The organism is Streptomyces sp. NPDC050759 (assembly GCF_044456945.1).
Lineage (GTDB): Bacteria > Actinomycetota > Actinomycetes > Streptomycetales > Streptomycetaceae > Streptomyces.
In genome coordinates this window covers 366,245-391,389 of the sequence record NZ_JBITGI010000004.1, presented here as the reverse complement: position 1 = coordinate 391,389, position 25,145 = coordinate 366,245, and the positions used below count along the sequence as shown (strand labels likewise).

The window sequence follows — 25,145 nt, the reverse complement described above, 5'->3', positions numbered from 1 at the left end:
CATGAAGGTCGGCGCGGTCGTCATCACCATGGGCAACCGCCCCGAGGAGCTGCGCGCCCTGCTCGACTCGGTCGCCAAGCAGGACGGCGACCCGGTCCAGGTGGTCGTCGTCGGCAACGGCTCGCCCGTCCCGGACGTCCCCGACGGCGTCCGGACCATCGAGCTGCCCGAGAACCTCGGCATCCCCGGCGGCCGCAACGTCGGCATCGAGGCCTTCGGTCCCAGCGGCCGCGACGTCGACATATTGCTTTTCCTGGACGACGACGGTCTCCTCCCGCATCACGACACCGCCGAACTGTGCCGCCAGGCGTTCACCGAAGACCCCCGGCTCGGCATCGTCAGCTTCCGCATCGCCGACCCCGACACCGGGGTCACCCAGCGCCGGCACGTGCCCCGGCTGCGGGCCGCCGACCCGATGCGCTCCTCCCGGGTCACCACCTTCCTCGGCGGCGCCAACGCCGTACGCACCCAGGTCTTCGCCGAAGTCGGCGGCCTCCCGGACGAGTTCTTCTACGCCCACGAGGAAACCGACCTCGCCTGGCGGGCCCTCGACGCGGGCTGGATGATCGACTACCGGTCCGACATGGTGCTGTACCACCCGACGACCGCGCCCTCGCGGCACGCGGTCTACCACCGCATGGTGGCCCGCAACCGCGTCTGGCTCGCCCGCCGCAACCTGCCCGCGCCGCTGGTGCCGGTCTATCTCGGCGTCTGGCTGCTCCTCACCCTGCTGCGCCGCCCCTCGCGGCCCGCCCTGAAGGCCTGGTTCGGCGGCTTCCGGGAGGGCTGGAGCACATCGTGCGGACCGCGCAAACCGATGAAATGGCGTACGGTCTGGCGCCTGACCCGACTGGGCCGGCCCCCGGTCATCTGACAAGCTCGTTCCTGAGAGCAACCGGGCCGCACCGCGGCCCCACGCTCATGCCCTGCCCCCCACAGGCCGCGCATCCCGAAGAGGAAAGCTATCCATCAGTGAGTGAGACAACGCATGACGGCACGGTCGCGGTGAGCGCGCCCGTGTCGCCCGACGAAGGCCTGACGGCGGCACAGCTCGCCGGCCGGTACGGCCTGACCGTGAGCGGCGCCAGGCCCTCACTCGTCGAGTACGTCCGCCAGCTCTGGGACCGGCGCCACTTCATCCTGGCGTTCTCGCGGGCGAAGCTGACCGCCCAGTACAGCCAGGCCAAGCTCGGCCAGCTGTGGCAGGTGGCGACGCCGCTGCTGAACGCGGGCGTGTACTTCTTCATCTTCGGCATCATCCTGAACGCCAGCCGGGGCATGTCGAAGGACGTGTACATCCCGTTCCTGGTCACGGGTGTCTTCGTGTTCACCTTCACGCAGAGCTCCGTCATGGCGGGCGTCCGCGCCATCTCCGGCAACCTCGGCCTGGTCCGCGCGCTGCACTTCCCGCGTGCCTCCCTGCCGATCTCCTTCGCGCTGCAGCAGCTCCAGCAGCTGCTGTTCTCGATGGTCGTGCTGTTCGCCGTGGCGGTCGGCTTCGGCCACTACCCGGACCTGTCCTGGGCGCTGATCGTCCCGGTGCTGCTCCTTCAGTTCCTCTTCAACACCGGCCTGGCGCTGATCATGGCCCGCGCCGGTGCCAAGACCCCCGACCTGGCGCAGCTCATGCCGTTCGTGATGCGTACCTGGATGTACGCGTCCGGCGTGATGTTCTCGATCCCGATCATGCTGGCCGACAAGCCGCAGTGGGTCGCCACGGTGCTCCAGTGGAACCCTGCGGCCATCTACATGGACCTGATGCGCTTCGCCCTGATCGACGAGTACGGCGCCGAGAACCTGCCCGACCACGTCTGGGCGGCCGCGGGCGGCTGGGCCGCACTCTTCGCGCTCGGCGGTTTCGTGTACTTCTGGAAGGCTGAGGAAAGGTACGGCCGTGGCTGAGGACATCAGGGACGAGCCCACCCCCACTGCCACCGCGGACGAGTACACCCCCACCGTCATCGCGGACGAGCTGCACATCGTCTACCGCGTCAACGGAGCCAAGACCGGGAAGGGCAGCGCGACCGCCGCGCTCAGCCGCATCCTCAAGCGAGGCTCCGACGAGGCGGCGCGGGGCGTGCGCAGGGTGCACGCCGTCAAGGGCGTCTCCTTCGTCGCCTACAAGGGCGAGGCGATCGGCCTGATCGGCTCCAACGGCTCCGGCAAGTCGACCCTCCTGCGCGCCATCGCGGGTCTGCTGCCCGCCGAGAGCGGCCGCGTCTACACCCACGGCCAGCCCTCCCTGCTCGGCGTCAACGCGGCCCTGATGAACGACCTCACCGGCGAGCGCAACGTCATCCTGGGCGGGCTCGCCATGGGCATGACCCGGGAGCAGATCAGGGAGCGCTACCAGGAGATCGTCGACTTCTCCGGGATCAACGAGAAGGGTGACTTCATCACCCTTCCGATGCGCACGTACTCCTCCGGCATGGCGGCCCGCCTGCGCTTCTCCATCGCCGCCGCCAAGGACCACGACGTACTCATGATCGACGAGGCCCTGGCCACCGGCGACCGCTCCTTCCAGAAGCGCTCCGAGGCCCGCATCCGCGAGCTGCGCGAGACCGCGGGCACGGTGTTTCTCGTCAGTCACAACAACAAGTCGATCCGTGACACCTGCAACCGCGTCCTGTGGCTGGAACGCGGCGAGCTGCGCATGGACGGCCCGACCGACGAGGTCATCAAGGAGTACGAGAAGTTCACGGGCAAGTAGTCCACCCCGCCGCGGACAAAGAGGACCGCTCCGCTTGACCGGGCCCCGCCGGAACTGTTCCGGCGGGGCCCCGCGTCTGCAAAGGAAACGTCAACTTCGGGCCCCCTTAGGAATCTTGGGGCCAATCGGTGTGTTGTTGTGATGTGCAGGACACCCCGACGATCCTTGCCGCGTTGTACAACGTAAGCTGTACGGGTGCCTAATCGCGGCAAGTGGGGCGATAATGCGCGACACCCGATCACTGGGGCGCTGCGCGGACGGCCGGGCGGCGTGTCCGAAATAGTCTGTATTGGGTCTGCGGTGTAGAACGGGAGATGTGACGGCAATGGCGACCGAAGATCCCCAGCTCCGCCCAGCCCGTGCCGTCCCTGCCCTGGGCAGCGAGCGGTGACGGCAGCCGGTACGGCGCGCGCCGGCGATCCGGAGCGCGGCACGCTCGCCAAGGCCGCGGGGGAGAACTTCCCCGTGGCTCCGTTCTTCCTGCCCAAGGACTGGCGCACCGATCTCGTCGCGGTCTACGGTTTCGCCCGGCTCGTCGACGACATCGGCGACGGTGACCTGGCCCCCGGCGGAGCCGACGCCAGGCTGCTCGGCGTGTCGCCCGCGGAGGCCGAGGACCGGTTGCTCCTCCTGGACGCCTTCGAGGCCGACCTTGACCGGGTCTTCGACGGAACCCCGGGCCACCCCCTGCTGCGCCGCCTCCAGATCACGGTCCGCCGCCGCTCGCTCACCCCCGAGCCCTTCCTCGGCCTGATCGCCGCCAATCGCCAGGACCAGCTCGTCACCCGCTACGAGACCTACGACGACCTGCTCGCCTACTGCGAGCTGTCCGCCAACCCCGTCGGCCGTCTCGTCCTCGCCGTCACCGGCACCTCGACCCCCGAGCGGATCCGTCTCTCGGACGCGATCTGCACGGCCCTCCAGATCGTCGAACACCTCCAGGACGTCGCCGAGGACCTCGGCCGCGACCGGATCTATCTGCCCGCCGAGGACATGAAGCGCTTTCACGTCCAGGAAGCGGATCTCGCCGCGAAAACCGCGGGCGCATCGGTGCGCGCTCTGGTTGCATACGAAGCACAACGCGCCCGCGAACTCCTGAATGAAGGCGCCCCCCTGGTGGGTAGCGTCCACGGCAGACTGAAGCTGCTGCTCGCAGGGTTCGTGGCGGGGGGAAGGGCGGCGCTCCGCGCGATCGCCGCCGCAGAACACGACGTACTTCCCGGCCCGCCCAAGCCCGGCAAGCTCCACTTGCTGCGCGAGGTGGGCGTCACTCTGCGAGGAGAGGGGTGATCCGGACCGTGGAGCCACCACCGCATGTGTCCGCACCGGTACTCGCCGCCTACAGCTACTGCGAGACCGTGACCGGACAGCAGGCGCGCAACTTCGCCTACGGCATCAGGCTGCTGCCCACGTCCAAGCGGCGTGCGATGTCGGCGCTCTACGCGTTCTCACGGCGCGTCGACGACATCGGCGACGGCGCGCTGGCGGACGACGTCAAGGCCGCGAGACTCGAGGACACCCGGGCGATGCTGGCCCGGGTGCGGGAGGGCTCGGTCGACGAGGACGACACCGATCCGGTGGCCGTCGCCCTCGCCCATGCCGCGGAGACCTTCCCGATCCCGCTGGGCGGCCTGGACGAGCTGATCGACGGCGTCCTGATGGACGTACGCGGCGAGAGCTACGAGACCTGGGACGACCTGAAGGTGTACTGCCGCTGTGTGGCGGGCGCCATCGGACGGCTCTCGCTCGGTGTGTTCGGCACCGAACCCGGGGCGCGCGCCGCCGAACGCGCGCCGGAGTATGCCGACACGCTCGGTCTCGCGCTCCAGCTCACCAACATCCTGAGAGACGTCCGCGAGGACGCCGAGGGCGGACGCATCTATCTGCCCGCCGACGACCTCGCGAAGTTCGGCTGCTCGGTCGGCTTCAAGGGACCGAAACCACCGGAGGGCGCCGACTTCGCGGGCCTCGTGCACTTCGAAGTGCGACGGGCCCGCGCCCTTTTCGCCGAGGGCTACCGGCTGCTCCCCATGCTCGACCGGCGCAGCGGTGCCTGTGTCGCCGCCATGGCGGGCATCTACCGCCGCCTGCTCGACCGCATCGAGCGCGACCCCGAGGCGGTGCTGCGCGGCCGGGTCTCGCTGCCCGGGCGTGAGAAGGCATATGTCGCCGTCCGCGGCCTGTCCGGCCTGGACGCACGGCATGTGACGCGGCAGACCGTCAGGAGGCGCGCCTGATGGACAATTCGGTCCAAGGTGATGCCACCGGAGAAAAGTGGCACGCAACCCTTCGCTCGAGGACGGCGTCCCTGACTGCAACGGCCGGCCGTGCATCGTTCAAGCACCACGGCGTCCGCGCAGGGGAGGGTGTGCGATGAGCGACGGGCAGCAGTCCGGGCGGGACGCCGTCGTGATCGGCGGTGGGCTCGCCGGTATCACCACCGCGCTCGCGCTCGCCGACGCCGGGGTGCGTGTCACCCTGCTCGAAGGCAGACCACGCCTGGGCGGACTCGCCTTCTCCTTCCAGCGCGGCGAACTGACCGTCGACAACGGACAGCACGTCTACCTGCGCTGCTGCACCGCCTACCGCTGGTTCCTCGACCGCATCGAGGGAGCGGCGCTGGCGCCGCTGCAGAATCGGCTCGACGTGCCCGTACTCGACGTGGCCCGGCCCGAGGGCCGACGGCTCGGCAGACTGCGGCGCGACGCGCTGCCGGTGCCCCTGCATCTGGGGCGCAGCCTCGCGACCTATCCGCATCTCTCGCTCGCCGAGCGGGCCAGGGTGGGGCGCGCCGCGCTCGCGCTCAAGGGGCTCGACCTCGCCGATCCGAGCCTGGACGCACAGGACTTCGGCAGCTGGCTGACCGCGCACGGTCAGTCGGCGCGTGCCGTCGAGGCCCTGTGGGACCTGGTCGGGGTCGCCACCCTCAACGCGGTCGCGGGCGACGCCTCGCTGGGGCTCGCCGCGATGGTGTTCAAGACCGGTCTGCTGTCCGACCCGGGTGCGGCCGACATCGGCTGGGCGCACGTCCCGCTCGGTGAACTGCATGACCGGCTCGCCCGCAAGGCGCTCGACTCCGCGGGCGTGCGTACCGAGGTCCGTACACGCGTCACCTCCCTCTCTACTGACGAGAACGGCACGTGGAGCGTTCAGGTTCCCGGGGAGACGCTCAGGGCCGACGCGGTGGTCCTCGCCGTCGCCCAGAACGAGGCGTGTGACCTGCTGCCGGAGGGTGCGCTGGACGCCCCGGAAAATCTTCGGGGGATCGGCACCGCGCCGATCCTCAACGTCCATGTCGTCTACGACCGCAAGGTGCTCGACAAGCCGTTCTTCGCGGCCCTCGGCACCCCGGTGCAGTGGGTCTTCGACCGCACCGACGCCTCCGGGCTGCGCGAGGGCCAGTACCTCGCCCTGTCCCAGTCGGCCGCCCACGACGAGATCGACGAGCCGGTGGCCGCGCTGCGCGAGCGCTATCTGCCCGAGCTGGAGCGGCTGCTTCCGCTTGCGCGCGGCGCCGAGGTGAAGGACTTCTTCGTGACCCGGGAGCGCACAGCGACGTTCGCTCCGGCCCCCGGCGTCGGACGGCTGCGGCCCGGCACCCGTACGAAAGCCCCCGGCCTCTACCTGGCCGGCGCGTGGACCGCCACAGGGTGGCCCGCGACCATGGAGAGTGCGGTCCGCAGCGGTGTGAACGCGGCGGACGCCGCCCTCGCCGCCCTGGGCCGGCCCCGCCCCGCCCGCCTCTTCGAGTTCGAGGAGGCCGCGTGATGCTCGATCAGCACGGCGCGTCAGGCCCCAGCACCTCCGGTACCGCAACAAGAGGAGAGACTGTGCCCACTGTGCCCCCGGCAGAGACAGCCGCTGCGAGGACCGCGGTGGACGTGACCGCGCTCCTCGAGCGCGGCCGGACCCTGGCGACACCGGAGCTGAAGGCGGCCGTCGACCGCCTGGCACCTCCGATGGACACCGTTTCCGCCTACCACTTCGGCTGGATCGATGCCCAGGGCAACCCCGCGGACGGGGACGGCGGCAAGGCCGTGCGCCCCGCCCTCGCGGTGCTCTCCGCCGAGGTCACCGGCGCCCCGCCGGAGACCGGCATCCCCGGCGCCGTCGCCGTCGAACTGGTCCACAACTTCTCCCTGCTGCACGACGACCTGATGGACGGCGACGAGCAGCGCCGCCACCGCGACACCGTGTGGAAGGTGCACGGCCCCGCCCAGGCCATCCTGGTCGGCGACGCCCTGTTCGCCCTGGCCAACGAGGTGCTGCTCGAGCTGGGCACGGTCGAGGCCGGCCGCGCCACCCGCCGTCTGACCACCGCCACCCGCGCCCTGATCGACGGCCAGGCCCAGGACATCTCCTACGAGCACCGCGACCGCGTCAGCGTCGAGGAGTGCCTGGAGATGGAGGGCAACAAGACCGGCGCCCTGCTCGCCTGCGCCTCCTCCATCGGCGCGGTGCTCGGCGGCGCGGACGACCGCACCGCCGACACCCTGGAGAAGTACGGCTACCACCTGGGCCTCGCCTTCCAGGCCGTCGACGACCTCCTCGGCATCTGGGGCGACCCGGTCGCCACCGGCAAGCAGACCTGGAGCGACCTGCGCCAGCGCAAGAAGTCACTGCCGGTCGTGGCCGCGCTCGCGGCGGGCGGTGCCGCCTCCGAGCGGCTCGGCGAGATCCTCGCCGCCGACGCCAAGAGCAGCGACTTCGAGAACTTCTCGGAGGAGGAGTTCGCGGCCCGCGCCGCCCTCATCGAGGAGGCCGGAGGCCGCGAGTGGACGGCGGCGGAGGCCCGCCGTCAGCACATCGTCGCCATCGAGGCCCTGGACGCCATCGACATGCCGGACCGGGTGCGGGACCGGTTCACGGCGCTCGCCGACTTCGTCGTCGTACGAAAGAGATGATCACTATCGGTCGAACAACCCTCGCGTAGTCGCCGGCCGGTGCTGCGAGGAAAGGAAAGGCACCGGCCGACGGCGGACCCACAGCAGAGCACCACATTGCACACTGCACGAAGGGGAAGCCATGACAGCGACGACCGACGGAAGCACCGGGGCCCTGCCGCCCCGCGCTGCCGCGGCCAGCGAAACCCACCTCGACACCCGCGTGGCGGCCGGGATACAAGAAGCCGCCGTACGTGCCGTTCAGCGCGCCACCGAGCACCTGCTCGCCCGGCAGGACGCCGAGGGCTGGTGGAAGGGTGACCTCGAGACCAACGTCACGATGGACGCCGAGGATCTGCTGCTCCGGCAGTTCCTGGGTATCCGCGACGAGTCGACCACCCGTGCCGCCGCCAAGTTCATCCGCGGCGAGCAGCGCGAGGACGGCACCTGGGCGAGCTTCTACGGCGGACCCGGCGAACTCTCCACCACCATCGAGGCGTACGTCGCCCTCCGCCTGGACGGCGACGCGCCCGACGCCCCGCACATGGCGAAGGCCTCCGCCTGGATCCGCGCTCAGGGCGGTATCGCCGCCGCCCGGGTGTTCACCCGGATCTGGCTCGCCCTGTTCGGCTGGTGGAAGTGGGAGGACCTGCCCGAACTCCCGCCGGAACTCATCTACTTCCCCCAGTGGATGCCGCTCAACATCTACGACTTCGGCTGCTGGGCCCGCCAGACCATCGTCCCGCTGACGATCGTCTCCGCGAAGCGCCCGGTCCGGCCCGCGCCCTTCCCGCTCGACGAGCTGCACATCGACCCGGCCGACCCGAACCCGGCCAAGCCGCTTGCCCCGGTGGCGAGTTGGGACGGTGCCTTCCAGCGTCTCGACAAGGCGCTGCACCAGCTGCGCAAGGTCGCCCCGCGCCGACTGCGCAGAGCCGCGATGAACAGCGCCGCTCGCTGGATCATCGAGCGGCAGGAGAACGACGGTTGCTGGGGCGGCATCCAGCCCCCGGCCGTCTATTCGGTGATCGCGCTGCACCTGCTCGGCTACGACCTCGAACACCCGGTCCTGCGGGCCGGGTTGGAGTCCCTGGACCGCTTCGCCATCTGGCGCGAGGACGGGTCCCGGATGATCGAGGCCTGCCAGTCGCCGGTCTGGGACACCTGCCTCGCCACCATCGCGCTCGCCGACGCGGGGGTGCCCGCCGACCATCCGCAGCTCGTCAAGGCCGCCGACTGGATGCTCGGCGAGGAGATCGTCCGGCCCGGCGACTGGTCCGTCAAGCGACCCCAACTCCCGCCGGGGGGCTGGGCGTTCGAGTTCCACAACGATAACTACCCCGACATCGACGACACCGCCGAGGTGGTCCTCGCCCTGCGCCGGGTCAGGCACCACGACCCCGAGCGGGTGGAGAAGGCCATCGGGCGCGGGGTGCGCTGGAACCTCGGGATGCAGTCGAAGAACGGGGCCTGGGGCGCCTTCGACGTCGACAACACCAGCCCGTTCCCCAACCGGCTGCCGTTCTGCGACTTCGGCGAGGTCATCGACCCGCCGTCCGCCGACGTCACCGCGCACGTGGTGGAGATGCTCGCGATCGAGGGGCTCTCCCACGACCCGCGCACCCGGCGCGGCATCGAGTGGCTGCTCGCCGAACAGGAGCCGGACGGCTCGTGGTTCGGGCGCTGGGGCGTCAACTACGTCTACGGCACCGGGTCGGTGGTGCCCGCGCTGACCGCCGCCGGTCTGCCCGCCTCGCACCCGGCGATCCGGCGGGCGGTGGCCTGGCTGGAGAAGGTGCAGAACGACGACGGCGGCTGGGGCGAGGACCTGCGCTCCTACAAGTACACCAAGGAGTGGAGCGGCCGCGGTGCCTCCACGGCCTCGCAGACGGCCTGGGCGCTGATGGCGCTGCTGGCCGCGGGGGAGAAGGACTCCAAGGCCGTCGAGCGCGGCGTCGAGTGGCTCGCGAGCACCCAGCGCGAGGACGGCTCCTGGGACGAGCCCTACTTCACCGGCACCGGTTTCCCCTGGGACTTCTCCATCAACTACCACCTCTACCGGCAGGTCTTCCCGCTCACCGCCCTGGGCCGTTACGTCCACGGAGAACCGTTCTCCCGGACCGAGGCCCTCTGATGAGCACCCAGCCCGCCACCGCCCCGCTGCTGATCGCCTGCGCTCTCGGCATCGAGCACCTCGCCCTGCGCACCGGCGACCGCGGCGGGGCCGGCGGGCCGGTCACCCTGCTCAGGACGGGCATGGGCCCCAGGGCGGCGGAACGGTCCGTCACCCGGCGCCTGGCCGACCCCGCGCTCGCCGGGGCCGCCGTCCTGGCCACCGGCTTCTGCGCGGGGCTCGCCCCTGGCATGCACCCCGGCGATCTGGTGGTCGCCGAGGAGACCCGGGATCCGGACGGAACCGTTCCCTGCGTGGAGACCGACCTCCTGGTCAAGGAGCTCGTACGGGCCGTACCGGGACGTACCGTGCACACCGGACCGCTGACCGGCTCCGACCACGTCGTCCGCGGCCATGAACGGTCGGATCTGCTCGCGACCGGCGCGATCGCGGTCGACATGGAGTCCGCGGCCTCGCTCCTGAGCGCCGTGCGCGCGGGCGAGCACCCTGTTGCGGCCGTCCGGGTGGTCGTGGATGCTCCAGAACATGAACTCGTCCGGATCGGCACGGTACGCGGTGGAATATCAGCCTTCCGCGTCCTTCGTTCCGTTCTTCCAGCTTTCCATGAATGGCACCGTTCCTTGCTGCTCCCCAGGAGGTGAGCCAGATGGCCATGCCGCTGCGCCAGTCCATCAAGGTCGCTACATACTTGGCCGAACAAAAGCTCCGCAAGCGGGACAAGTTCCCGCTGATCGTGGAGCTGGAGCCTCTCTTCGCGTGCAATCTGAAATGCGAGGGCTGCGGCAAGATCCAGCATCCTGCGGGTGTCCTCAAGCAGCGCATGCCGGTGGCGCAGGCCGTCGGGGCGGTGTTGGAGTCGGGTGCGCCGATGGTGTCCATCGCCGGTGGTGAGCCGCTGATGCACCCTCAGATCGATGAGATCGTGCGGCAGTTGGTGGCGAAGAAGAAGTACGTCTTCCTCTGCACCAACGCCATGCTGCTGCGCAAGAAGATGGACAAGTTCAAGCCTTCCCCGTACTTCGCCTTCGCGGTGCACATCGACGGGCTGCGTGAGCGGCACGACGAGTCCGTGGCGAAGGAGGGCGTGTTCGACGAGGCGGTGGAGGCGATCAAGGAGGCCAAGAAGCGCGGCTTCCGGGTCACCACCAACTCGACCTTCTTCAACACCGACACCCCGCAGACCATCATCGAGGTGCTCAACTTCCTCAACGACGACCTCAAGGTCGACGAGATGATGATCTCGCCCGCCTACGCCTACGAGAAGGCGCCCGACCAGGAGCACTTCCTGGGCGTGGAGCAGACCCGCGAGCTGTTCAAGAAGGCCTTCGCGGGCGGCAACCGCAAGAAGTGGCGGCTCAACCACTCCCCGCTCTTCCTGGACTTCCTCGAGGGCAAGGTCGACTTCCCGTGCACGGCCTGGGCGATCCCGAACTACTCCCTGTTCGGCTGGCAGCGGCCCTGCTACCTGATGAGCGACGGATACGTGCCGACGTACCGCGAACTCATCGAGGAGACCGACTGGGACAAGTACGGCCGCGGCAAGGACCCGCGCTGCGCCAACTGCATGGCGCACTGCGGCTACGAGCCGACCGCCGTCCTCGCCACCATGGGCTCGCTCAAGGAGTCGCTGCGCGCCATGCGCGAGACGGTCTCCGGAAACCGCGAGTAGCGCCATGACCGCCATTTCCTTGGGCGTCCCCGAGGTACCGGTCCGGCCGATCGCCGAGCGACGCCTGTCGCGGCAGATCCACGTCGGACCGGTGGCGGTCGGGGGCGGGGCCCCGGTGTCGGTGCAGTCGATGACGACGACCCGTACGTCCGACATCGGCGCCACGCTCCAGCAGATCGCCGAACTCACCGCGTCCGGCTGCCAGATCGTCCGCGTCGCCTGTCCCACGCAGGACGACGCGGACGCCCTGGCGACCATCGCGCGCAAGTCGCAGATCCCGGTGATCGCGGACATCCACTTCCAGCCCAAGTACGTCTTCGCGGCGATCGAGGCCGGCTGCGCGGCCGTACGCGTCAATCCCGGCAACATCAAGCAGTTCGACGACAAGGTCAAGGAGATCGCGCGGGCCGCGAAGGACCACGGCACCCCGATCCGGATCGGGGTCAACGCCGGGTCGCTGGACCGCCGGCTGCTCCAGAAGTACGGGAAGGCGACACCGGAGGCGCTGGTCGAATCGGCGTTGTGGGAAGCGTCGTTGTTCGAGGAACACGGCTTCCTGGACATCAAGATCTCCGTCAAGCACAACGATCCCGTGGTGATGGTCAGCGCCTACACGCTGCTCGCCGAGCAGTGCGACTACCCGCTGCACCTGGGGGTCACGGAGGCCGGGCCCGCCTTCCAGGGCACGATCAAGTCGGCGGTGGCCTTCGGGGCGCTGCTCAGCAGGGGGATCGGCGACACCATCCGGGTGTCCCTGTCCGCGCCGCCGGTCGAGGAGGTCAAGGTCGGCATCCAGATCCTGGAGGCGCTGAACCTGCGGCAACGGCGGCTCGAGATCGTCTCGTGTCCGTCCTGCGGGCGCGCGCAGGTCGACGTCTACAAGCTGGCCGACGAGGTCACGGCGGGTCTCGAGGGCATGGAAGTGCCCCTGCGGGTCGCGGTGATGGGATGTGTGGTCAACGGTCCCGGCGAGGCACGGGAGGCGGACCTCGGGGTCGCCTCCGGCAACGGCAAGGGGCAGATCTTCGTGAAGGGCGAGGTCATCAAGACCGTCCCGGAATCGAAGATCGTGGAGACCCTCATCGAGGAGGCGATGAAGATCGCCGAACAGATGGAGCAGGACGGCGTCGCGTCGGGGGAGCCGGCCGTCACCGTGAGTTGAACAGCACGGACCGAAGGGGGCCCGAGCGTGACCATTCTGGAGAACATCCGGGGACCACGCGACCTGAAGGCGCTGTCCGAATCGGATCTCGGTGAACTGTCCGAGGAAATCAGGGAGTTCCTGGTGCACGCGGTCGCCAGGACCGGCGGACACCTCGGGCCCAATCTGGGGGTGGTGGAACTCTCCATCGCGCTCCACCGGGTCTTCGAGTCGCCGGTCGACCGCATCGTGTGGGACACCGGCCATCAGAGCTATGTGCACAAGATCCTGACAGGGCGTCAGGACTTCTCCAAGCTGCGCTCCAAGGGTGGGCTGTCCGGCTACCCCTCGCGCGCCGAGTCCGAGCACGACATCGTCGAGAACAGCCACGCCTCCACCGCGCTCGGCTGGGCCGACGGACTCGCCAAGGCCCGTCAGGTGCAGGGGGAGAAGGGACATGTCGTCGCGGTCATCGGCGACGGCGCGCTCACCGGCGGTATGGCCTGGGAGGCGCTGAACAACATCGCGGCCGCCAAGGACCGGCCGCTGATCATCGTCGTCAACGACAACGAGCGGTCGTACTCGCCGACCATCGGCGGGCTCGCCAACCATCTGGCCACCCTGCGCACCACCGACGGCTACGAGAAGGTGCTGGCCTGGGGGAAGGACGTACTCCTCAGGACCCCCCTGGTCGGCAACACCGTCTACGAGTCCCTGCACGGCGCGAAGAAGGGCTTCAAGGACGCCTTCGCACCGCAGGGCATGTTCGAGGACCTCGGGCTGAAGTACGTCGGCCCGATCGACGGACACGACATCGGGGCGGTGGAGTCGGCTCTGAGGCGCGCGAAGCGCTTCCACGGGCCGGTGCTCGTCCACTGCCTGACGGAGAAGGGGCGCGGTTACGAGCCCGCCCTGGCCCATGAGGAGGACCACTTCCACACCGTCGGTGTGATGGACCCCCTCACCTGTGAGCCGCTCGCGCCGTCCAACGGGCCCTCCTGGACCTCGGTGTTCGGCGACGAGATCGTCGCGATCGGCCAGGAGCGGGAGGACATCGTGGCGATCACGGCGGCCATGCTCCACCCGGTGGGCCTGGGCAAGTTCGCGGCGCGTTTCCCGGACCGGGTGTGGGACGTCGGTATCGCCGAGCAGCACGCGGCGGTCTCCGCCGCGGGTCTCGCCACGGGTGGGCTGCACCCGGTCGTCGCCGTGTACGCGACCTTCCTGAACCGGGCCTTCGACCAGCTCCTGATGGACGTCGCCCTGCACCGCTGCGGGGTCACGTTCGTCCTGGACCGGGCCGGGGTCACGGGCGTCGACGGGGCCTCCCACAACGGCATGTGGGACATGTCGATCCTCCAGGTCGTCCCCGGACTGAGGATCGCAGCTCCCCGGGACGCCGACCAGCTGCGGGCGCAGCTGCGGGAGGCGGTCGCCGTGGACGACGCGCCGACGCTGGTGCGGTTCCCGAAGGAGTCGGTGGGGCCTTCGTTGCCGGCGATCGACCGGGTCGGTGGCCTGGACGTGCTGCATCGCGGGGAGCGGCCCGAGGTGCTGCTGGTGGCCGTCGGTGTGATGGCCCCGGTGTGCCTCCAGGCCGCCGAGCTGCTGGAGGCGCGGGGCATCAACTGCACGGTCGTGGACCCGCGTTGGGTCAAGCCCGTCGACCCCTCGCTGCCGGGCCTCGCCGCGGAACACCGGCTGGTCGCCGTCGTCGAGGACAACAGCCGGGCCGCCGGAGTGGGCGCCGCCGTCGCGTTGGCGCTCGGTGACGCCGAAGTCGACGTACCCGTACGGCGGTTCGGGATCCCGGAGCAGTTCCTCGCGCACGCCAAGCGGGGCGAGGTGCTCGCCGACATCGGTCTGACGCCGGTCGAGGTGGCGGGGCGGATCAGCGCGAGTCTGGCCGTGAAGGCACAGACCGAAGTCAGGGAGAAGGCTGAATGACCACGGAGTTCGACCTCGGCAGACTCCTGGCCGAGCGCGGAGCCGAGCGCTACGAGCTGCACGGAAAGTACCTGAACCACCAGCTCCCGCGCATGCTGCACACCATCGGCTTCGACAAGGTCTACGAGCGCGGCGAGGGTGCCTACTTCTGGGACGCGGACGGCAACGACTACCTGGACATGCTCGCCGGGTTCGGCGTCATGGGCCTGGGGCGCCACCACCCCGTCGTCCGCAAGGCACTGCACGACGTCCTCGACGCCCAGCTCGCCGACCTCACCCGCTTCGACTGCCAGCCGCTGCCCGGGCTGCTGGCCGAGAAGCTCCTCGCCCACAGTCCACACCTGGACCGCGTGTTCTTCGGCAACAGCGGCACCGAGGCGGTGGAGACCGCGCTGAAGTTCGCCCGGTACGCCACCGGGAAGCCCAGGGTCCTGTACTGCGACCACGCCTTCCACGGACTGACCACCGGGTCGCTGTCGGTCAACGGCGAGTCGGGCTTCCGGGACGGATTCGCGCCCCTGCTGCCCGACACCGCCGTACCTCTCGGCGATCTCGACGGCCTGGCAAGGGAGTTGAAGAAGGGCGACGTAGCCGCCCTGGTCGTGGAGCCGATCCAGGGCAAGGGGGTGCACGAGGCTCCGCCCGGCTATCTGCGGGCCGCGCAGGAGCTGCTGCGCAAACACAAGGCGCTGCTCATCGCCGACGAGGTGCAGACCGGGCTCGGCCGTACCGGGGACTTCTACGCCTACCAGCACGAGGACGGGGTCGAGCCCGACCTGGTGTGCGTGGCCAAGGCGCTCTCCGGCGGCTATGTGCCGGTCGGCGCCACCCTCGGCAAGGACTGGATCTTCAAGAAGGTCTACTCGTCGATGGACCGGGTGCTGGTGCACTCGGCGAGCTTCGGATCCAACGCCCAGGCGATGGCGGCCGGGCTCGCGGTGCTGTCGGTCATGGAGAACGAGCAGATCGTCGCGAATGCCCGCGTCACGGGCGACCTGCTGAGGTCCCGGCTCACCGCACTGATCGACAAGTACGAGCTGCTCGCCGACGTCCGCGGCCGTGGCCTGATGATCGGCATCGAGTTCGGCAGGCCGAAGTCGCTGAAGCTGCGCGGCCGCTGGACCATGCTCCAGGCCGCGCGCAAGGGCCTGTTCGCGCAGATGGTGGTCGTCCCCCTCCTGCAGCGGCACAGGATCCTGACCCAGGTCTCCGGGGACCATCTGGAGGTCATCAAGCTGATCCCGCCGCTCGTCGTCGGGGAGAAGGAGGTGGACCGCTTCGTCGACGCCTTCACCGACGTCATGGACGACGCGCACAGCGGCAGCGGGCTGATGTGGGACTTCAGCAAGACGCTGGTGAAGCAGGCGGTGGCGAACCGGTAGCGGCACCTCCTTTGCTTTTTGCCTCTGAGGCAAGGAATTTGCCGCAGAGGCAAGGCTCCGGCTCAATGGAGGTATGAGCTCTTCGGAAGCCTTCACGGAGCTGCCCTCGGTGGCTCCTCAGCTTCGCGCCCTGCGCCGCCACGCCTCCCTCACCCTGGAGGCCGCGGCCGGTGCCGCGGGGCTGTCGCCCGCCCATCTCTCCCGGCTGGAGACCGGTCAGCGCCAGCCCTCGCTGCCGATGCTGCTCGCGCTGGCCCGCATCTACGGTACGACGGTCTCGGAACTGCTCGGTGAGACGGTCACCGACCGGGACGCCGTGGTGCGCGCCGCCGATATGGAACCCACCGAGGCGGGCGGCTGGACGTACTTCCAGGCCGGCGCGCCCGGCCGCGGGATGCAGGCCCTGCGGGTGCAGGTGCCGCACGGCTCGCAGGGCGACATCGTACGGGTGCATCCCGGCGAGGAATGGCTCTACGTCCTCAAGGGGCGGCTCAGACTGCGCCTCGGTGACACCACCCATCGGCTCGGCCCGGGCGACAGCGCGCACTTCGACTCGCTGACCCCGCACCGCATCGCCGCCCAGGACCCCGCCGGAGTCGAGCTCCTGTTCGTCCACACCCTGTTGCAGAGCCCCACGGCCACGCTGTGCCTGGGGCCCACCCCTGGAGAGACGCCATGAGTGACATGGAAGAGAAGTTCCCCCGCGCCCTGTGGGTGCGCCTCATCATCTATCTCGCGGTCGGCCACGTCTTCGCGGCCTTCCTCTTCCTGCTCTTCGAGGTGGGAGCCGGGCAGTAGCGGCCGTACGGCTCAGTCGAGCATCCGCTCCCGCAGCCGCTCGCGGATCTCGGGAGTCAGGCCGAGGCCCTCCTCCAGATACACCTCGACGCTGCCCCATGTCTCGTCGATGGTCTCGAAGGCCGCCGACAGATACTCGGCGCGTGCCTCGAACAGGGGACTGAGCAGCTCCATGACCTCGGGGGAGTAGGCGTCGGCGGAGGTGCTGGTGCGGCGCACCTTGTAGCGGCGGTGCTTGGCGTTCGACTCCAGGTAGTCGGCGAGGATCGCCTCGCGCTCCACGCCCAGGGCGAGCAGGGTCACGGCTATGGACAGACCCGCGCGGTCCTTGCCGGCCGCACAGTGCATGAGGGCTGGCACGCTGTCCTCGGCGAGGGAGCGCAGCACCTCGGAGTGCTCCGCGGTGCGCTCCTTGATCATTGTGCGGTAGGAGTTGGTCATCCGCTGCGCGGCCTTGCCGTCGCCGAGGAGCTCGCGCAACTGCTCTATGTCCCCGTCGCGGACCATCTTCCAGAACCAGGTGCCCTCCGCCGGGTCGCTCAGCGGCAGGTTCACATTGGCGACGCCCGGCAGCTCGACGTCCGGGCCCTCCAGCTTCTGGTCCGCCGCGTTGCGGAAGTCGAAGATCGTGTGCAGGCCCAGGGAGGCCAGGAACGTCGCGTCGTCCTCCGTCGCATGCGCGAGGTGACCGCTGCGGAACAGCACGCCGTACCGCACCCGCCGTCCGTCCGTCGTCGGCAGCCCGCCCACGTCACGGAAATTGCGGACACCTGCCAGCTCCGGTTCGGTCGACGGGATCTGCTGCGTCACGGGGGCTCCTCCCAGCCGGGCTCCACCGACGCTGCTCGTCGACGGGCACGCTCTCGACCATACGACATGGGTTCCTGGGGCAATGAGTTGTCCACAGGGCCGGCAATGACTTGTCCACAGCCGTTGCAGCCGGGGCGGGTGGCCATTGATGATGTTGCTGCCTGAGCACCCCTGTTGGCACCTGTTCGAATCTGTGAGGAAGCACGATGCTGGAGATCGCCGAGAACGGCCGTACATGGATTCTGTCCGGGCCGGCCAGCAGTTACGCCCTGCACCTCACCGCCGAGGACGAGCTGCTGCACCTGCACTGGGGCCCGCGGATCGCCCTCGCCGACGCCGAAGCCCTCGCCGTGAGCCCGCTGCCCGACTACCGGCCCTTCGAGGCCCCGCTCGACGGACGCGAGGAGTACCCCGTCGAGGGCGGCCCCCGCTTCACCCGCCCGGCCCTGTCCGTGCGCACCGACGAGCGGCGCGGCACCGAGTGGAGCTTCGAGGCGTACGACACCGCGGGCGACGAGCTGCGGCTGCGGTTCCGCGACCGCGGGCTGACCGTCACGCTGCACTACCGGATGCGCCACGACGTCCTGGAGCGCTGGGTGACCCTGGCCAACCAGGACCCGGCACCCGTCGAGCTGCTGCGCGCCGACTCCGCCACCTGGACCCTGCCCGACCGTGCGGACGGCTGGCGGCTGTCCCAGCTGCACGGCCGCTGGGCCGCCGAGTCCCTGCTCACGCAGACCCCCCTCACCTACGGCGAGAAGGTCATCGGCAGCCGCCGCGGTCACACCGGGCACCAGCACCTGCCCTGGGTCGCCCTCGACACCGACGCCACCGAGGAGCGCGGCGAGGTCTACGGTGTCGCCCTCGGCTGGTCGGGGTCCTGGCGGATCGCCGTCGCGCAACTCCCCGACGCGCGGGTTCAGATCACCGGGGGCGCCGGGTACGACGACTCGGGTCTGCTCCGGCTGGCGGCCGGGGAGTCGTTCACGACACCTGTCTTCGCCGGTCTCTGGAGCGACAGCGGGTTCGGCGGGGCGAGCCGTGCCTGGCACGCCTACCAGCGGGCGTACGTCATCCCGGGCGCGGACGAGGACCGTCCCGTGCTGTTCAACTCCTGGGAGGCCACGAACTTCGACATCTCCGAGGAACAGCAGGAAACCCTCGCCCGGCGGGCCGCGGCGATGGGCGTCGAGCTGTTCGTGGTCGACGACGGCTGGTTCGGTGCCCGCACCAGTGACCGGGCCGGGCTCGGCGACTGGGCGCCCAACCCCGACCGCTTCCCGAACGGCCTCAAGCCGCTCGGTGAGTACGTGCACGGGCTCGGCATGCAGTTCGGCATCTGGGTCGAGCCGGAGATGATCAACCCGGACAGCGAGCTGTACCGTGCCCACCCGGACTGGGTGCAGTACCAAGCGGGGCGAAAGCGGACGGAGTTCCGCAATCAGCTCGTGCTGAATCTGGCCCGCGAGGACGTCCAGGAGTACCTGTGGGGGCAGCTCGACACCCTGCTCTCCTCGGCTCCGATCGACTATGTGAAGTGGGACTTCAACCGCTGCTTCACGGATGCGGGCTGGCCCGGCGACCCCTATCCGCAGCGTCTGTGGGTCGACCATGTCCGCGGCTTCTATGCCCTTTTGGACCGCTTGCGCCAAGCTCACCCGGGCGTCGCCTTCGAGTCCTGCTCGGGTGGCGGCGGCCGGATCGACCTCGGGGTGCTCAGCCGCACCGACCAGGTGTGGACCTCGGACAACACCGACCCGCTCGACCGTCTCGCGATTCAGTACGGCTTCAGTCAGATCCACCCCGCGCGCGTGATGGCCGCCTGGGTCACCGACAGCCCCAACACCCAGCTCAACGACCGGGTGAGCTCGCTGCGGTTCCGGTTCGTGAGCGCGATGGCCGGGGTGCTCGGGGTCGGCGGGGACCTCGCGGAGTGGACCGAGGAGGAGCTCGCCGAGGCCGGGCGGTGGGTGGCTCTCTACAAGGAGATCCGGCCCTTGGCGCAGCGCGGTGACCTCTACCGGCTGCGGCCTCCACGGGGCGGGCTGAGCGCGGTGCAGTACGTCCTCGGGGACGAGACCGTCGTCCTCGCCTGGCTCCAGGCGCAGCAGTACGGCGAGCCCGTCCCGGCGCTGCGGCTGCGCGGACTCGACCCGACAGCGTCGTACGAATGCCCTGAAACGGGCGAAGTGCACCGAGGGGCCGTATTGCTGCATCACGGACTTCGTACCGGTTTGCGTGGCGACCTCGATGCGACGGTTATCCGACTGCGCCGCATCTAGGGCTTCTGTCCGAATTAATAGCTTCCTTCCAACTCCTTCCGGAATCAGGGTTCCTGTGAATTCGTGACGTGAGGAGCGTCATATCCGTGACGGTGCGTCGCGCGTCATGTTCACGTAATTCGCAGGTTTTACAAGGGGATTCGGGCTGGGTAACGGGCGTCCGATTTACGCAGGGTGACCGGTAATTTTCTCAAGCGATCAACAGGAACGCACGCACAGGGAACCTCTCACTTGTCCCTTTGCGTCTTGTTCGCTTACGTTCGCCACCGATCCGGTCGGACGCCCAATCCTGCCGCCGAACGGATTCCGCTCACTCACTCACCCGTGCACGGCAGGAGCGGGGGACCCACAGGTAGTTCCGCCTGTTCCGGTCTCCGGAACGGCTTGGGGTTAAGTCGCGTCTCGACGCGGCCGGGCATCTCCAGCCCGCACCCGACAGCTCACCTCGCAGGCGCCGGAGAGGAATTCACCATGCCCGCGAAGGGTAAGCACCGCCGTCCGAAGTCCCAGCGCTTCGCCCGCTCGATAGCCGTCGCCGGAACTGGAGGCGCCGCTCTCGCCCTCCCGCTCATGGGGGCCACCGGCGCTCACGCCGCCACCTCCCAGTCCGTTTCGGAAAAGGCCGTTCAGTCGCTTCCGGTCACGCAGAAGTCCGCCGAAAAGGCGGCCGCGAAGAAGGATGCCGCGAAGGCCTCGACGGTGCGCACCTATTCGGTGCGCGCCGGCGACTATCTCTCGAAGATCGCCGATGAGCAGAACGTCAGGGGCGGCTGGAAGAAGCTGTACGCCGACAACCGTTCGGCCATCGGGGACGACCCGTCGCTGATCCACCCAGGTCTGAAGCTCTCGATCGGCAAGAAGGCCAGGACGAGCACGACGAAGACCGAGTCCTCCGCTTCCTCGTCTTCCTCGAAGGCGAAGAAGACGGAGAAGGCGGAGTCGAAGTCGTCCTCGAACTCGACGGCCGCCACCCAGAGCTCGGCCACCATCAGCTCCAGCGGTTACACCCTGCCGGTCACCGGCGCCACGATCGGCACTGGTTACCGCGTGGCGGGCAGCATGTGGTCCAGCGGCTACCACACCGGCGTCGACTTCGTCGTCCCGACCGGCACCTCCCTCAAGGCCGTGGCCGCGGGCACGGTCGTCTCCGCGGGCTGGGGCGGCGCCTACGGCAACCAGGTCGTCATCAAGCTCAACGACGGCTACTACGCGCAGTACGCCCACCTGTCCCAGCTCTCCGTCTCGGCCGGCCAGACCGTGACCGAGGGTCAGCAGGTCGGCCTCTCCGGCGCGACCGGCAATGTCACCGGCCCGCACCTGCACTTCGAGATCCGCACCACGCCGGACTACGGCTCCGACGTGGACCCGGTCGCCTACCTCCGCTCGAAGGGCGTCGCCGTCGGCTGACCCACGCCCCCTGTGCCACCGAAGGCCGGACCCCGATCCCCGGGTCCGGCCTTCGGTGTTGCCCGCCTCTGATCGGCTCTGCGCCTTAATGATCACTTCATTGCGTTCTTGTGGCGGGCGCGCTCAGGGTGTCGACAGGCGGGGGAGGGTGGGGACAGAGTGAACTCCGTAGTGGGGCAAGCGCTTTCTAGGGCTTTCGGAGGTCACTGTGTCCAGCGTCGAGGGAGTGCCCGCCGACAGCACCACCGAGTCACCTGGACCGTGCGTGGCCCTCTGCGCCCCACTCTCAGCCGTCCCCGGAAGGAGCCGTCTCCCATGACGACCACGCGTAGAGCCTTCGGAGCCCTCGCCGCCGGCGCCGCCCTGGCCGCCTTCGCCCCCGCGGCGACCGCGAGCGCCTCGCCCCGCCATCGTCGCCTCATCGCCCACGACGACTTCCGCCACGGCCTCGGCCGCTGGGCCGTCGAACTGGAGCAGGGGGGCGCAGTCACCGCGCAGCGCGGGGTGTTGGAGGTCGACGTGCCCGGCGGCGCGACGATCTGGTTCAGGCAGCCGCTCGAAGGACCGTACGTCCTGGAGTACACCGCCACGCCCGTCTCCGAGGGCGGGGCCAACGACCGGGTGTCCGACCTGAACAACTTCTGGAACGCGGTCGACGTCCGGTCTCCCGACGACCTCTTCGCCACCCGGCGGGGCGGGGCGCTCGCGGAGTACGACTACCTGAAGACGTACTACTCGGGCTACGGCGCCAACTACAACACCACGACACGGCTGCGCCGATACGTCGGGGAGTCCGGTGTGCGACCGCTGATCTACGACTACACCGAGCCGCTGCTCGTCGCGAACGAGCCGAACCGGGTGCGGATCGTCTCCGACGGCTCCAAGGTGCACTGGTGGAACAACGGGCGGCTCGTCTTCGACTACACCGACCCGGAGCCTTACACGAGGGGGCACTTCGCGTTCCGGACCACCTGGAGCCACTTCCGGATCACCGACTTCAGGGTGTGGCGGTCGCAGCGTCAACATTCCTGAGGGAAGACCTATTCCTCGTTTGGCGAACACTTTAAGCGTGGCTTATGTCACCGCCCGTCAAGTCCTTCCTACGGTCGCGTAGGTCACATTCGAAGGTGAATCATGAACGGTTGTGGCAGACGATTCGAAGAATGACAGCAGCTCAGTGATCGGGTCGTACGTGGCGGTGGGGGACAGCTTCACCGAGGGCGTCGGCGACCCCGGCCCCGACGGGGCGTTCGTCGGATGGGCCGACCGGTTCGCGGTACTTCTCGCGGACCGGCGGCCCGAGGGCGACTTCAGGTACAGCAATCTCGCCGTACGCGGGAAGCTGCTCGACCAGATCGTCGAGGACCAGCTTCCGCAGGCCGTCGAACTGGCACCGGACCTGGTGTCGTTCTGCGCCGGCGGCAACGACATCATCCGCCCCGGTACCGACCCCGACGAGGTCGCCGAGCGCTTCGAGCGGGCGATCGCCCGGCTCACCGAGGCGTGCGGCACGGTCATGGTGACGACCGGCTTCGACACGCGTGGCGTTCCCGTGCTCAAGCACCTGCGCGGCAAGATCGCCACCTACAACGGACATGTGCGGGCCGTCGCCGACCGGTACGGATGCCCGGTGCTCGACCTGTGGTCCCTGAAGACCATTCAGGACCGGCGGGCCTGGGACGGTGACCGGCTGCACCTCTCCCCGGAGGGGCACACGCGTGTGGCGCTCCGCGCCGGCCAGGTCCTCGGCCTCGAGGTCCCGGCCGACCCGGACCAGCCGTGGCCGCCGCTTCCGCCGCGCGGTCCGCTGGACGTGCGACGGGACGACGTCCACTGGGCTCGGGAGTACCTGGTGCCGTGGATCGGGCGTCGGCTGCGGGGGGAGTCCTCCGGGGACCATGTGACGGCCAAGGGTGTGCTGTCACCGGACGACATCAAGACGCGGATCGCTTCGGTGGCTTGAGCAGTGCGCGGTGCCGGTGTCGGTGCTGGGCGGGATGCGCCTCTCCGCCGTTATGCGGACCCCGCGCCGTCCAGCCCGAGTTCGCGGGCCAGGGCCTCGTCCACCCACGCCTGGGCCCGGGACCTGGGCACCGCGCCCGCGTAGGACGTCAGTTGGACGGCCAGGCCGTCCAGGAGGGCGGTGAGGCGCAGGGCAGTGGCGTGCGGGTCCGGGCAGTGGAACTCGCCCGCGGTCACGCCCTCGGCGATCACTTCCGCGAGTGCCGCCTTCCAGCGCCTGTCGAGGTCGCGGGTGACCTCCTGGAGCACCGGCTCGCGCAGGGCCACCGCCCAGCCCTCGATCCACAGCCGCCAGCCCTTGGCCTGGCCCGTCGGCGCGTACCAGCGAACGGCCGCCCGCAGCCGACTGAGGGCGCTTGTACGGCGGCCGAGGAGCTTGCGCAGATGGGCCAGATCGTCCTCGGCGGCGTAGGCGAACGCGGCGGCGACCAGCTTCTCCTTCGTGGAGAAGTGGTAGAGAACCAGGGCGTTGCTGACACCGAGCACCGAGGCCACGTCGGCGATCCTGACGGCCGCCACGCCCCGCGCCTCGATCTGCTCGATGGCGGCCCGCAGCAGCTCCTCGCGCCGCTCGCCCACTGTCAACCGCACTCTCGCCACGGGATCACCCTAAGCCGTCGCTCGGTGGGGTGCCGCCTCGAGGGGCCAGGTCAGCGGTACCAGCCGAACCGGTCCGCGATCACCGGCAGCCGGTCCGCGACCAGCGCGTGGGCGGCGGCCCGCGGCGAGATCCCGTCCGCCTCCGCGCGGGTCAGCAACTGCTCGACGAGGGCACGCATGGAACGCCGTATGTGCGCGAAGGCCTCGTCCGCGTCCGCGCCGATGTCGCCGAACAGGGTCCACCACCACCAGGCGTTCGTCCCGGAGTTGACGACGACGTCCGGCAGTACGGAGACCCCCCGCGCGGCCAGCAGCGCCTCCGCCGCGGGCAGGACCGGCATGTTGGCCGCCTCGACGATCCAACGGGCCCTGATCCGCTCCTGGTTGCCGGTGTCGATCGTGTACGACACCGCCGCGGGCACGAGTACCTCCGCGTCGAGCGACAGCCAGGCATCGCCGGGCAGTTCGCGGTCGGCGGGGCGCAGGGCGGAGCGCTCCACGGTGCCGTAGGCGTCCCTGGCGGCGAGGAGCGCCTCGACGTCGAGCCCTGCGGGGTTGAAGACCGTGCCCTTGATGTCGGCGACGGCCACCACGGTGAGCCCCGCGCGCGTGAGGAAGCGGGCCGTGGCCCCGCCCATGGTGCCAAGGCCCTGCACCGCCACGCGCGTGCCCGCGTACGGAACTCCGGCCAGGTCCAGGGCCGCGAGGACCGACTCGGCGACCCCGCAGCCGCCCGCCAGTTCATCGAGTCCGATGCCGTCGACCTCGACGGCGAACGCGTCCGCGAGCCGCCGCCGGGCCGTGGCCTCGTCGTCGAGCAGCGGATAGACCGCCTGGATCGAGGAGACCAGGCCGGCCTCCGCGGCCGCTCGGTCCACCAGGTCCTGGCTGAGACCGAGGTCCTCGCCGGTCGTCCAGCAGCTCTCGACGTACGGCCGCATGGCGCGCAGGTAGCGCACGAGGAGGCCGTACGCCGCCGGGTCCCGGGGGTCGCAGTCGATGCCGCCCTTGGCGCCACCCAGCGGGATGTACCGCGCCTCGGGGTCGTAGTGCAGGGCCTCTTTCATGGTCATGCCGCGGGCGAGCCCTGTGACCTCGTCCAGGGTGCAGCCGGGGCGCATCCGCAGGCCGCCGCTGGCGACACCCCGTACCAGCCGGTCGACGACCAGGAAGCCCCGGTGGCCGGTGACGTGGTCGGTCCAGGTGAGCGACAGCAAGGGGGTGGTCACACGGGCTCCGGTGCGGGCGGACGGCTACTGAACGGGGGGTCAGTATTTGCATACGGCTGTGCCCTGTCAACGTGATCCGCTCCGGCGGCGTCCTTACCCGTGTGACCGGACAGACGCCGGCACTGTCGGAG

The 25,145-nt window shown here is 69.7% G+C and carries 23 protein-coding genes and 1 riboswitch; of the genes, 20 read left to right on the top strand and 3 right to left on the bottom strand.

From position 1 onward, the window contains the following. The first annotated feature begins 1 nt into the window (after position 1). From ACIBJB_RS15310 to ACIBJB_RS15235, 16 genes are all read left to right on the top strand, one after another. Positions 2-874 (top strand): glycosyltransferase family 2 protein, encoded by an 873-nt coding sequence (locus ACIBJB_RS15310; protein ID WP_398931007.1) that lies wholly within the window; start codon positions 2-4, stop codon positions 872-874. A 98-nt stretch (positions 875-972) separates the two neighbouring features. Further along, positions 973-1,902 (top strand): ABC transporter permease, encoded by a 930-nt coding sequence (locus tag ACIBJB_RS15305; RefSeq protein ID WP_398930530.1) that lies wholly within the window; start codon positions 973-975, stop codon positions 1,900-1,902. Beyond that, positions 1,895-2,710, top strand: a complete 816-nt coding sequence (locus ACIBJB_RS15300) for an ABC transporter ATP-binding protein (protein WP_398930528.1) — start codon at positions 1,895-1,897, stop codon at positions 2,708-2,710. The genes ACIBJB_RS15305 and ACIBJB_RS15300 overlap by 8 nt, the downstream gene beginning before the upstream one ends. A 387-nt stretch (positions 2,711-3,097) precedes the next feature. Beyond that, a complete protein-coding gene (gene hpnC, locus ACIBJB_RS15295; protein WP_398930526.1) occupies positions 3,098-4,000 on the top strand; it encodes a squalene synthase HpnC in 903 nt (300 codons plus the stop codon). Continuing rightward, positions 3,997-4,947 (top strand): presqualene diphosphate synthase HpnD, encoded by a 951-nt coding sequence (gene hpnD / locus ACIBJB_RS15290; RefSeq protein ID WP_398930524.1) that lies wholly within the window; start codon positions 3,997-3,999, stop codon positions 4,945-4,947. The genes hpnC and hpnD overlap by 4 nt, the downstream gene beginning before the upstream one ends. Then, positions 4,947-5,087, top strand: a complete 141-nt coding sequence (locus ACIBJB_RS15285) for a DUF6380 family protein (RefSeq protein WP_256122764.1) — start codon at positions 4,947-4,949, stop codon at positions 5,085-5,087. Before hpnD ends, ACIBJB_RS15285 begins: the two co-directional genes overlap by 1 nt. Further along, positions 5,084-6,478: a hydroxysqualene dehydroxylase HpnE gene (gene hpnE, locus ACIBJB_RS15280; protein WP_398930521.1), complete on the top strand. Its 1,395-nt coding sequence runs from the start codon at positions 5,084-5,086 to the stop codon at positions 6,476-6,478. The genes ACIBJB_RS15285 and hpnE overlap by 4 nt, the downstream gene beginning before the upstream one ends. A gap of 71 nt (positions 6,479-6,549) precedes the next feature. Continuing rightward, positions 6,550-7,614 (top strand): polyprenyl synthetase family protein, encoded by a 1,065-nt coding sequence (locus tag ACIBJB_RS15275; RefSeq protein WP_398931004.1) that lies wholly within the window; start codon positions 6,550-6,552, stop codon positions 7,612-7,614. Positions 7,615-7,735: 121 nt separating this feature from the next. Then, complete coding sequence (gene shc, locus ACIBJB_RS15270; RefSeq protein ID WP_398930519.1) at positions 7,736-9,727, top strand: squalene--hopene cyclase; 1,992 nt, start codon at positions 7,736-7,738, stop codon at positions 9,725-9,727. Next, complete coding sequence (locus ACIBJB_RS15265) at positions 9,727-10,368, top strand: 1-hydroxy-2-methyl-2-butenyl 4-diphosphate reductase (protein ID WP_398930517.1); 642 nt, start codon at positions 9,727-9,729, stop codon at positions 10,366-10,368. The genes shc and ACIBJB_RS15265 overlap by 1 nt, the downstream gene beginning before the upstream one ends. Before the next feature lie 5 nt (positions 10,369-10,373). Further along, the gene (gene hpnH, locus ACIBJB_RS15260; RefSeq protein ID WP_037716058.1) at positions 10,374-11,396 is read left to right on the top strand and encodes an adenosyl-hopene transferase HpnH; all 1,023 of its coding nucleotides are present in this window, start codon (positions 10,374-10,376) and stop codon (positions 11,394-11,396) included. Between the two features lie 4 nt (positions 11,397-11,400). Beyond that, positions 11,401-12,558 carry a flavodoxin-dependent (E)-4-hydroxy-3-methylbut-2-enyl-diphosphate synthase gene (gene ispG, locus ACIBJB_RS15255; RefSeq protein ID WP_398930515.1) on the top strand — a complete coding sequence of 386 codons (1,158 nt, stop codon included), beginning with the start codon at positions 11,401-11,403 and terminating at the stop codon, positions 12,556-12,558. A gap of 27 nt (positions 12,559-12,585) precedes the next feature. After that, positions 12,586-14,484 (top strand): 1-deoxy-D-xylulose-5-phosphate synthase, encoded by a 1,899-nt coding sequence (gene dxs / locus ACIBJB_RS15250; protein WP_398930513.1) that lies wholly within the window; start codon positions 12,586-12,588, stop codon positions 14,482-14,484. Continuing rightward, positions 14,481-15,866, top strand: coding sequence for an aspartate aminotransferase family protein (locus ACIBJB_RS15245; RefSeq protein WP_398930511.1), 1,386 nt, complete (start codon positions 14,481-14,483; stop codon positions 15,864-15,866). The genes dxs and ACIBJB_RS15245 overlap by 4 nt, the downstream gene beginning before the upstream one ends. A gap of 73 nt (positions 15,867-15,939) precedes the next feature. Next, complete coding sequence (locus ACIBJB_RS15240; RefSeq protein WP_398930509.1) at positions 15,940-16,545, top strand: helix-turn-helix domain-containing protein; 606 nt, start codon at positions 15,940-15,942, stop codon at positions 16,543-16,545. Then, positions 16,542-16,664, top strand: a complete 123-nt coding sequence (locus tag ACIBJB_RS15235) for a DUF6126 family protein (protein ID WP_398930507.1) — start codon at positions 16,542-16,544, stop codon at positions 16,662-16,664. Before ACIBJB_RS15240 ends, ACIBJB_RS15235 begins: the two co-directional genes overlap by 4 nt. Before the next feature lie 12 nt (positions 16,665-16,676). Here the strand turns inward: ACIBJB_RS15235 and ACIBJB_RS15230 are convergent, their stop codons facing one another. Then, complete coding sequence (locus tag ACIBJB_RS15230; protein ID WP_398930504.1) at positions 16,677-17,474, bottom strand: tyrosine-protein phosphatase; 798 nt, start codon at positions 17,472-17,474, stop codon at positions 16,677-16,679. 206 nt (positions 17,475-17,680) lie between these two features. Here ACIBJB_RS15230 and ACIBJB_RS15225 point away from each other — a divergent pair, with 206 nt between their 5' ends. The 4 genes from ACIBJB_RS15225 (at position 17,681) to ACIBJB_RS15210 (ending at position 23,126) form a co-directional block, all read left to right on the top strand. Further along, on the top strand, positions 17,681-19,756 hold the full coding sequence (locus ACIBJB_RS15225; RefSeq protein WP_398930502.1) for an alpha-galactosidase: 2,076 nt from the start codon (positions 17,681-17,683) through the stop codon (positions 19,754-19,756). Between the two features lie 297 nt (positions 19,757-20,053). Then, positions 20,054-20,223: riboswitch (cyclic di-AMP (ydaO/yuaA leader) on the top strand. A gap of 4 nt (positions 20,224-20,227) precedes the next feature. After that, a complete protein-coding gene (locus ACIBJB_RS15220) occupies positions 20,228-21,163 on the top strand; it encodes a peptidoglycan DD-metalloendopeptidase family protein (RefSeq protein WP_398930500.1) in 936 nt (311 codons plus the stop codon). 315 nt (positions 21,164-21,478) lie between these two features. Continuing rightward, a complete protein-coding gene (locus ACIBJB_RS15215; RefSeq protein ID WP_398930498.1) occupies positions 21,479-22,195 on the top strand; it encodes a DUF6250 domain-containing protein in 717 nt (238 codons plus the stop codon). A gap of 145 nt (positions 22,196-22,340) precedes the next feature. Continuing rightward, complete coding sequence (locus ACIBJB_RS15210; RefSeq protein ID WP_306986462.1) at positions 22,341-23,126, top strand: SGNH/GDSL hydrolase family protein; 786 nt, start codon at positions 22,341-22,343, stop codon at positions 23,124-23,126. A gap of 50 nt (positions 23,127-23,176) precedes the next feature. On the opposite strand, the gene ACIBJB_RS15205 is transcribed toward ACIBJB_RS15210, so the two are convergent. Both ACIBJB_RS15205 and ACIBJB_RS15200 read right to left on the bottom strand, forming a co-directional pair. Next, positions 23,177-23,785 (bottom strand): TetR/AcrR family transcriptional regulator, encoded by a 609-nt coding sequence (locus ACIBJB_RS15205; RefSeq protein ID WP_398930496.1) that lies wholly within the window; start codon positions 23,783-23,785, stop codon positions 23,177-23,179. Positions 23,786-23,835: 50 nt separating this feature from the next. Continuing rightward, positions 23,836-25,014: a Glu/Leu/Phe/Val dehydrogenase dimerization domain-containing protein gene (locus ACIBJB_RS15200; RefSeq protein ID WP_398930494.1), complete on the bottom strand. Its 1,179-nt coding sequence runs from the start codon at positions 25,012-25,014 to the stop codon at positions 23,836-23,838. Positions 25,015-25,145 lie beyond the last annotated feature (131 nt).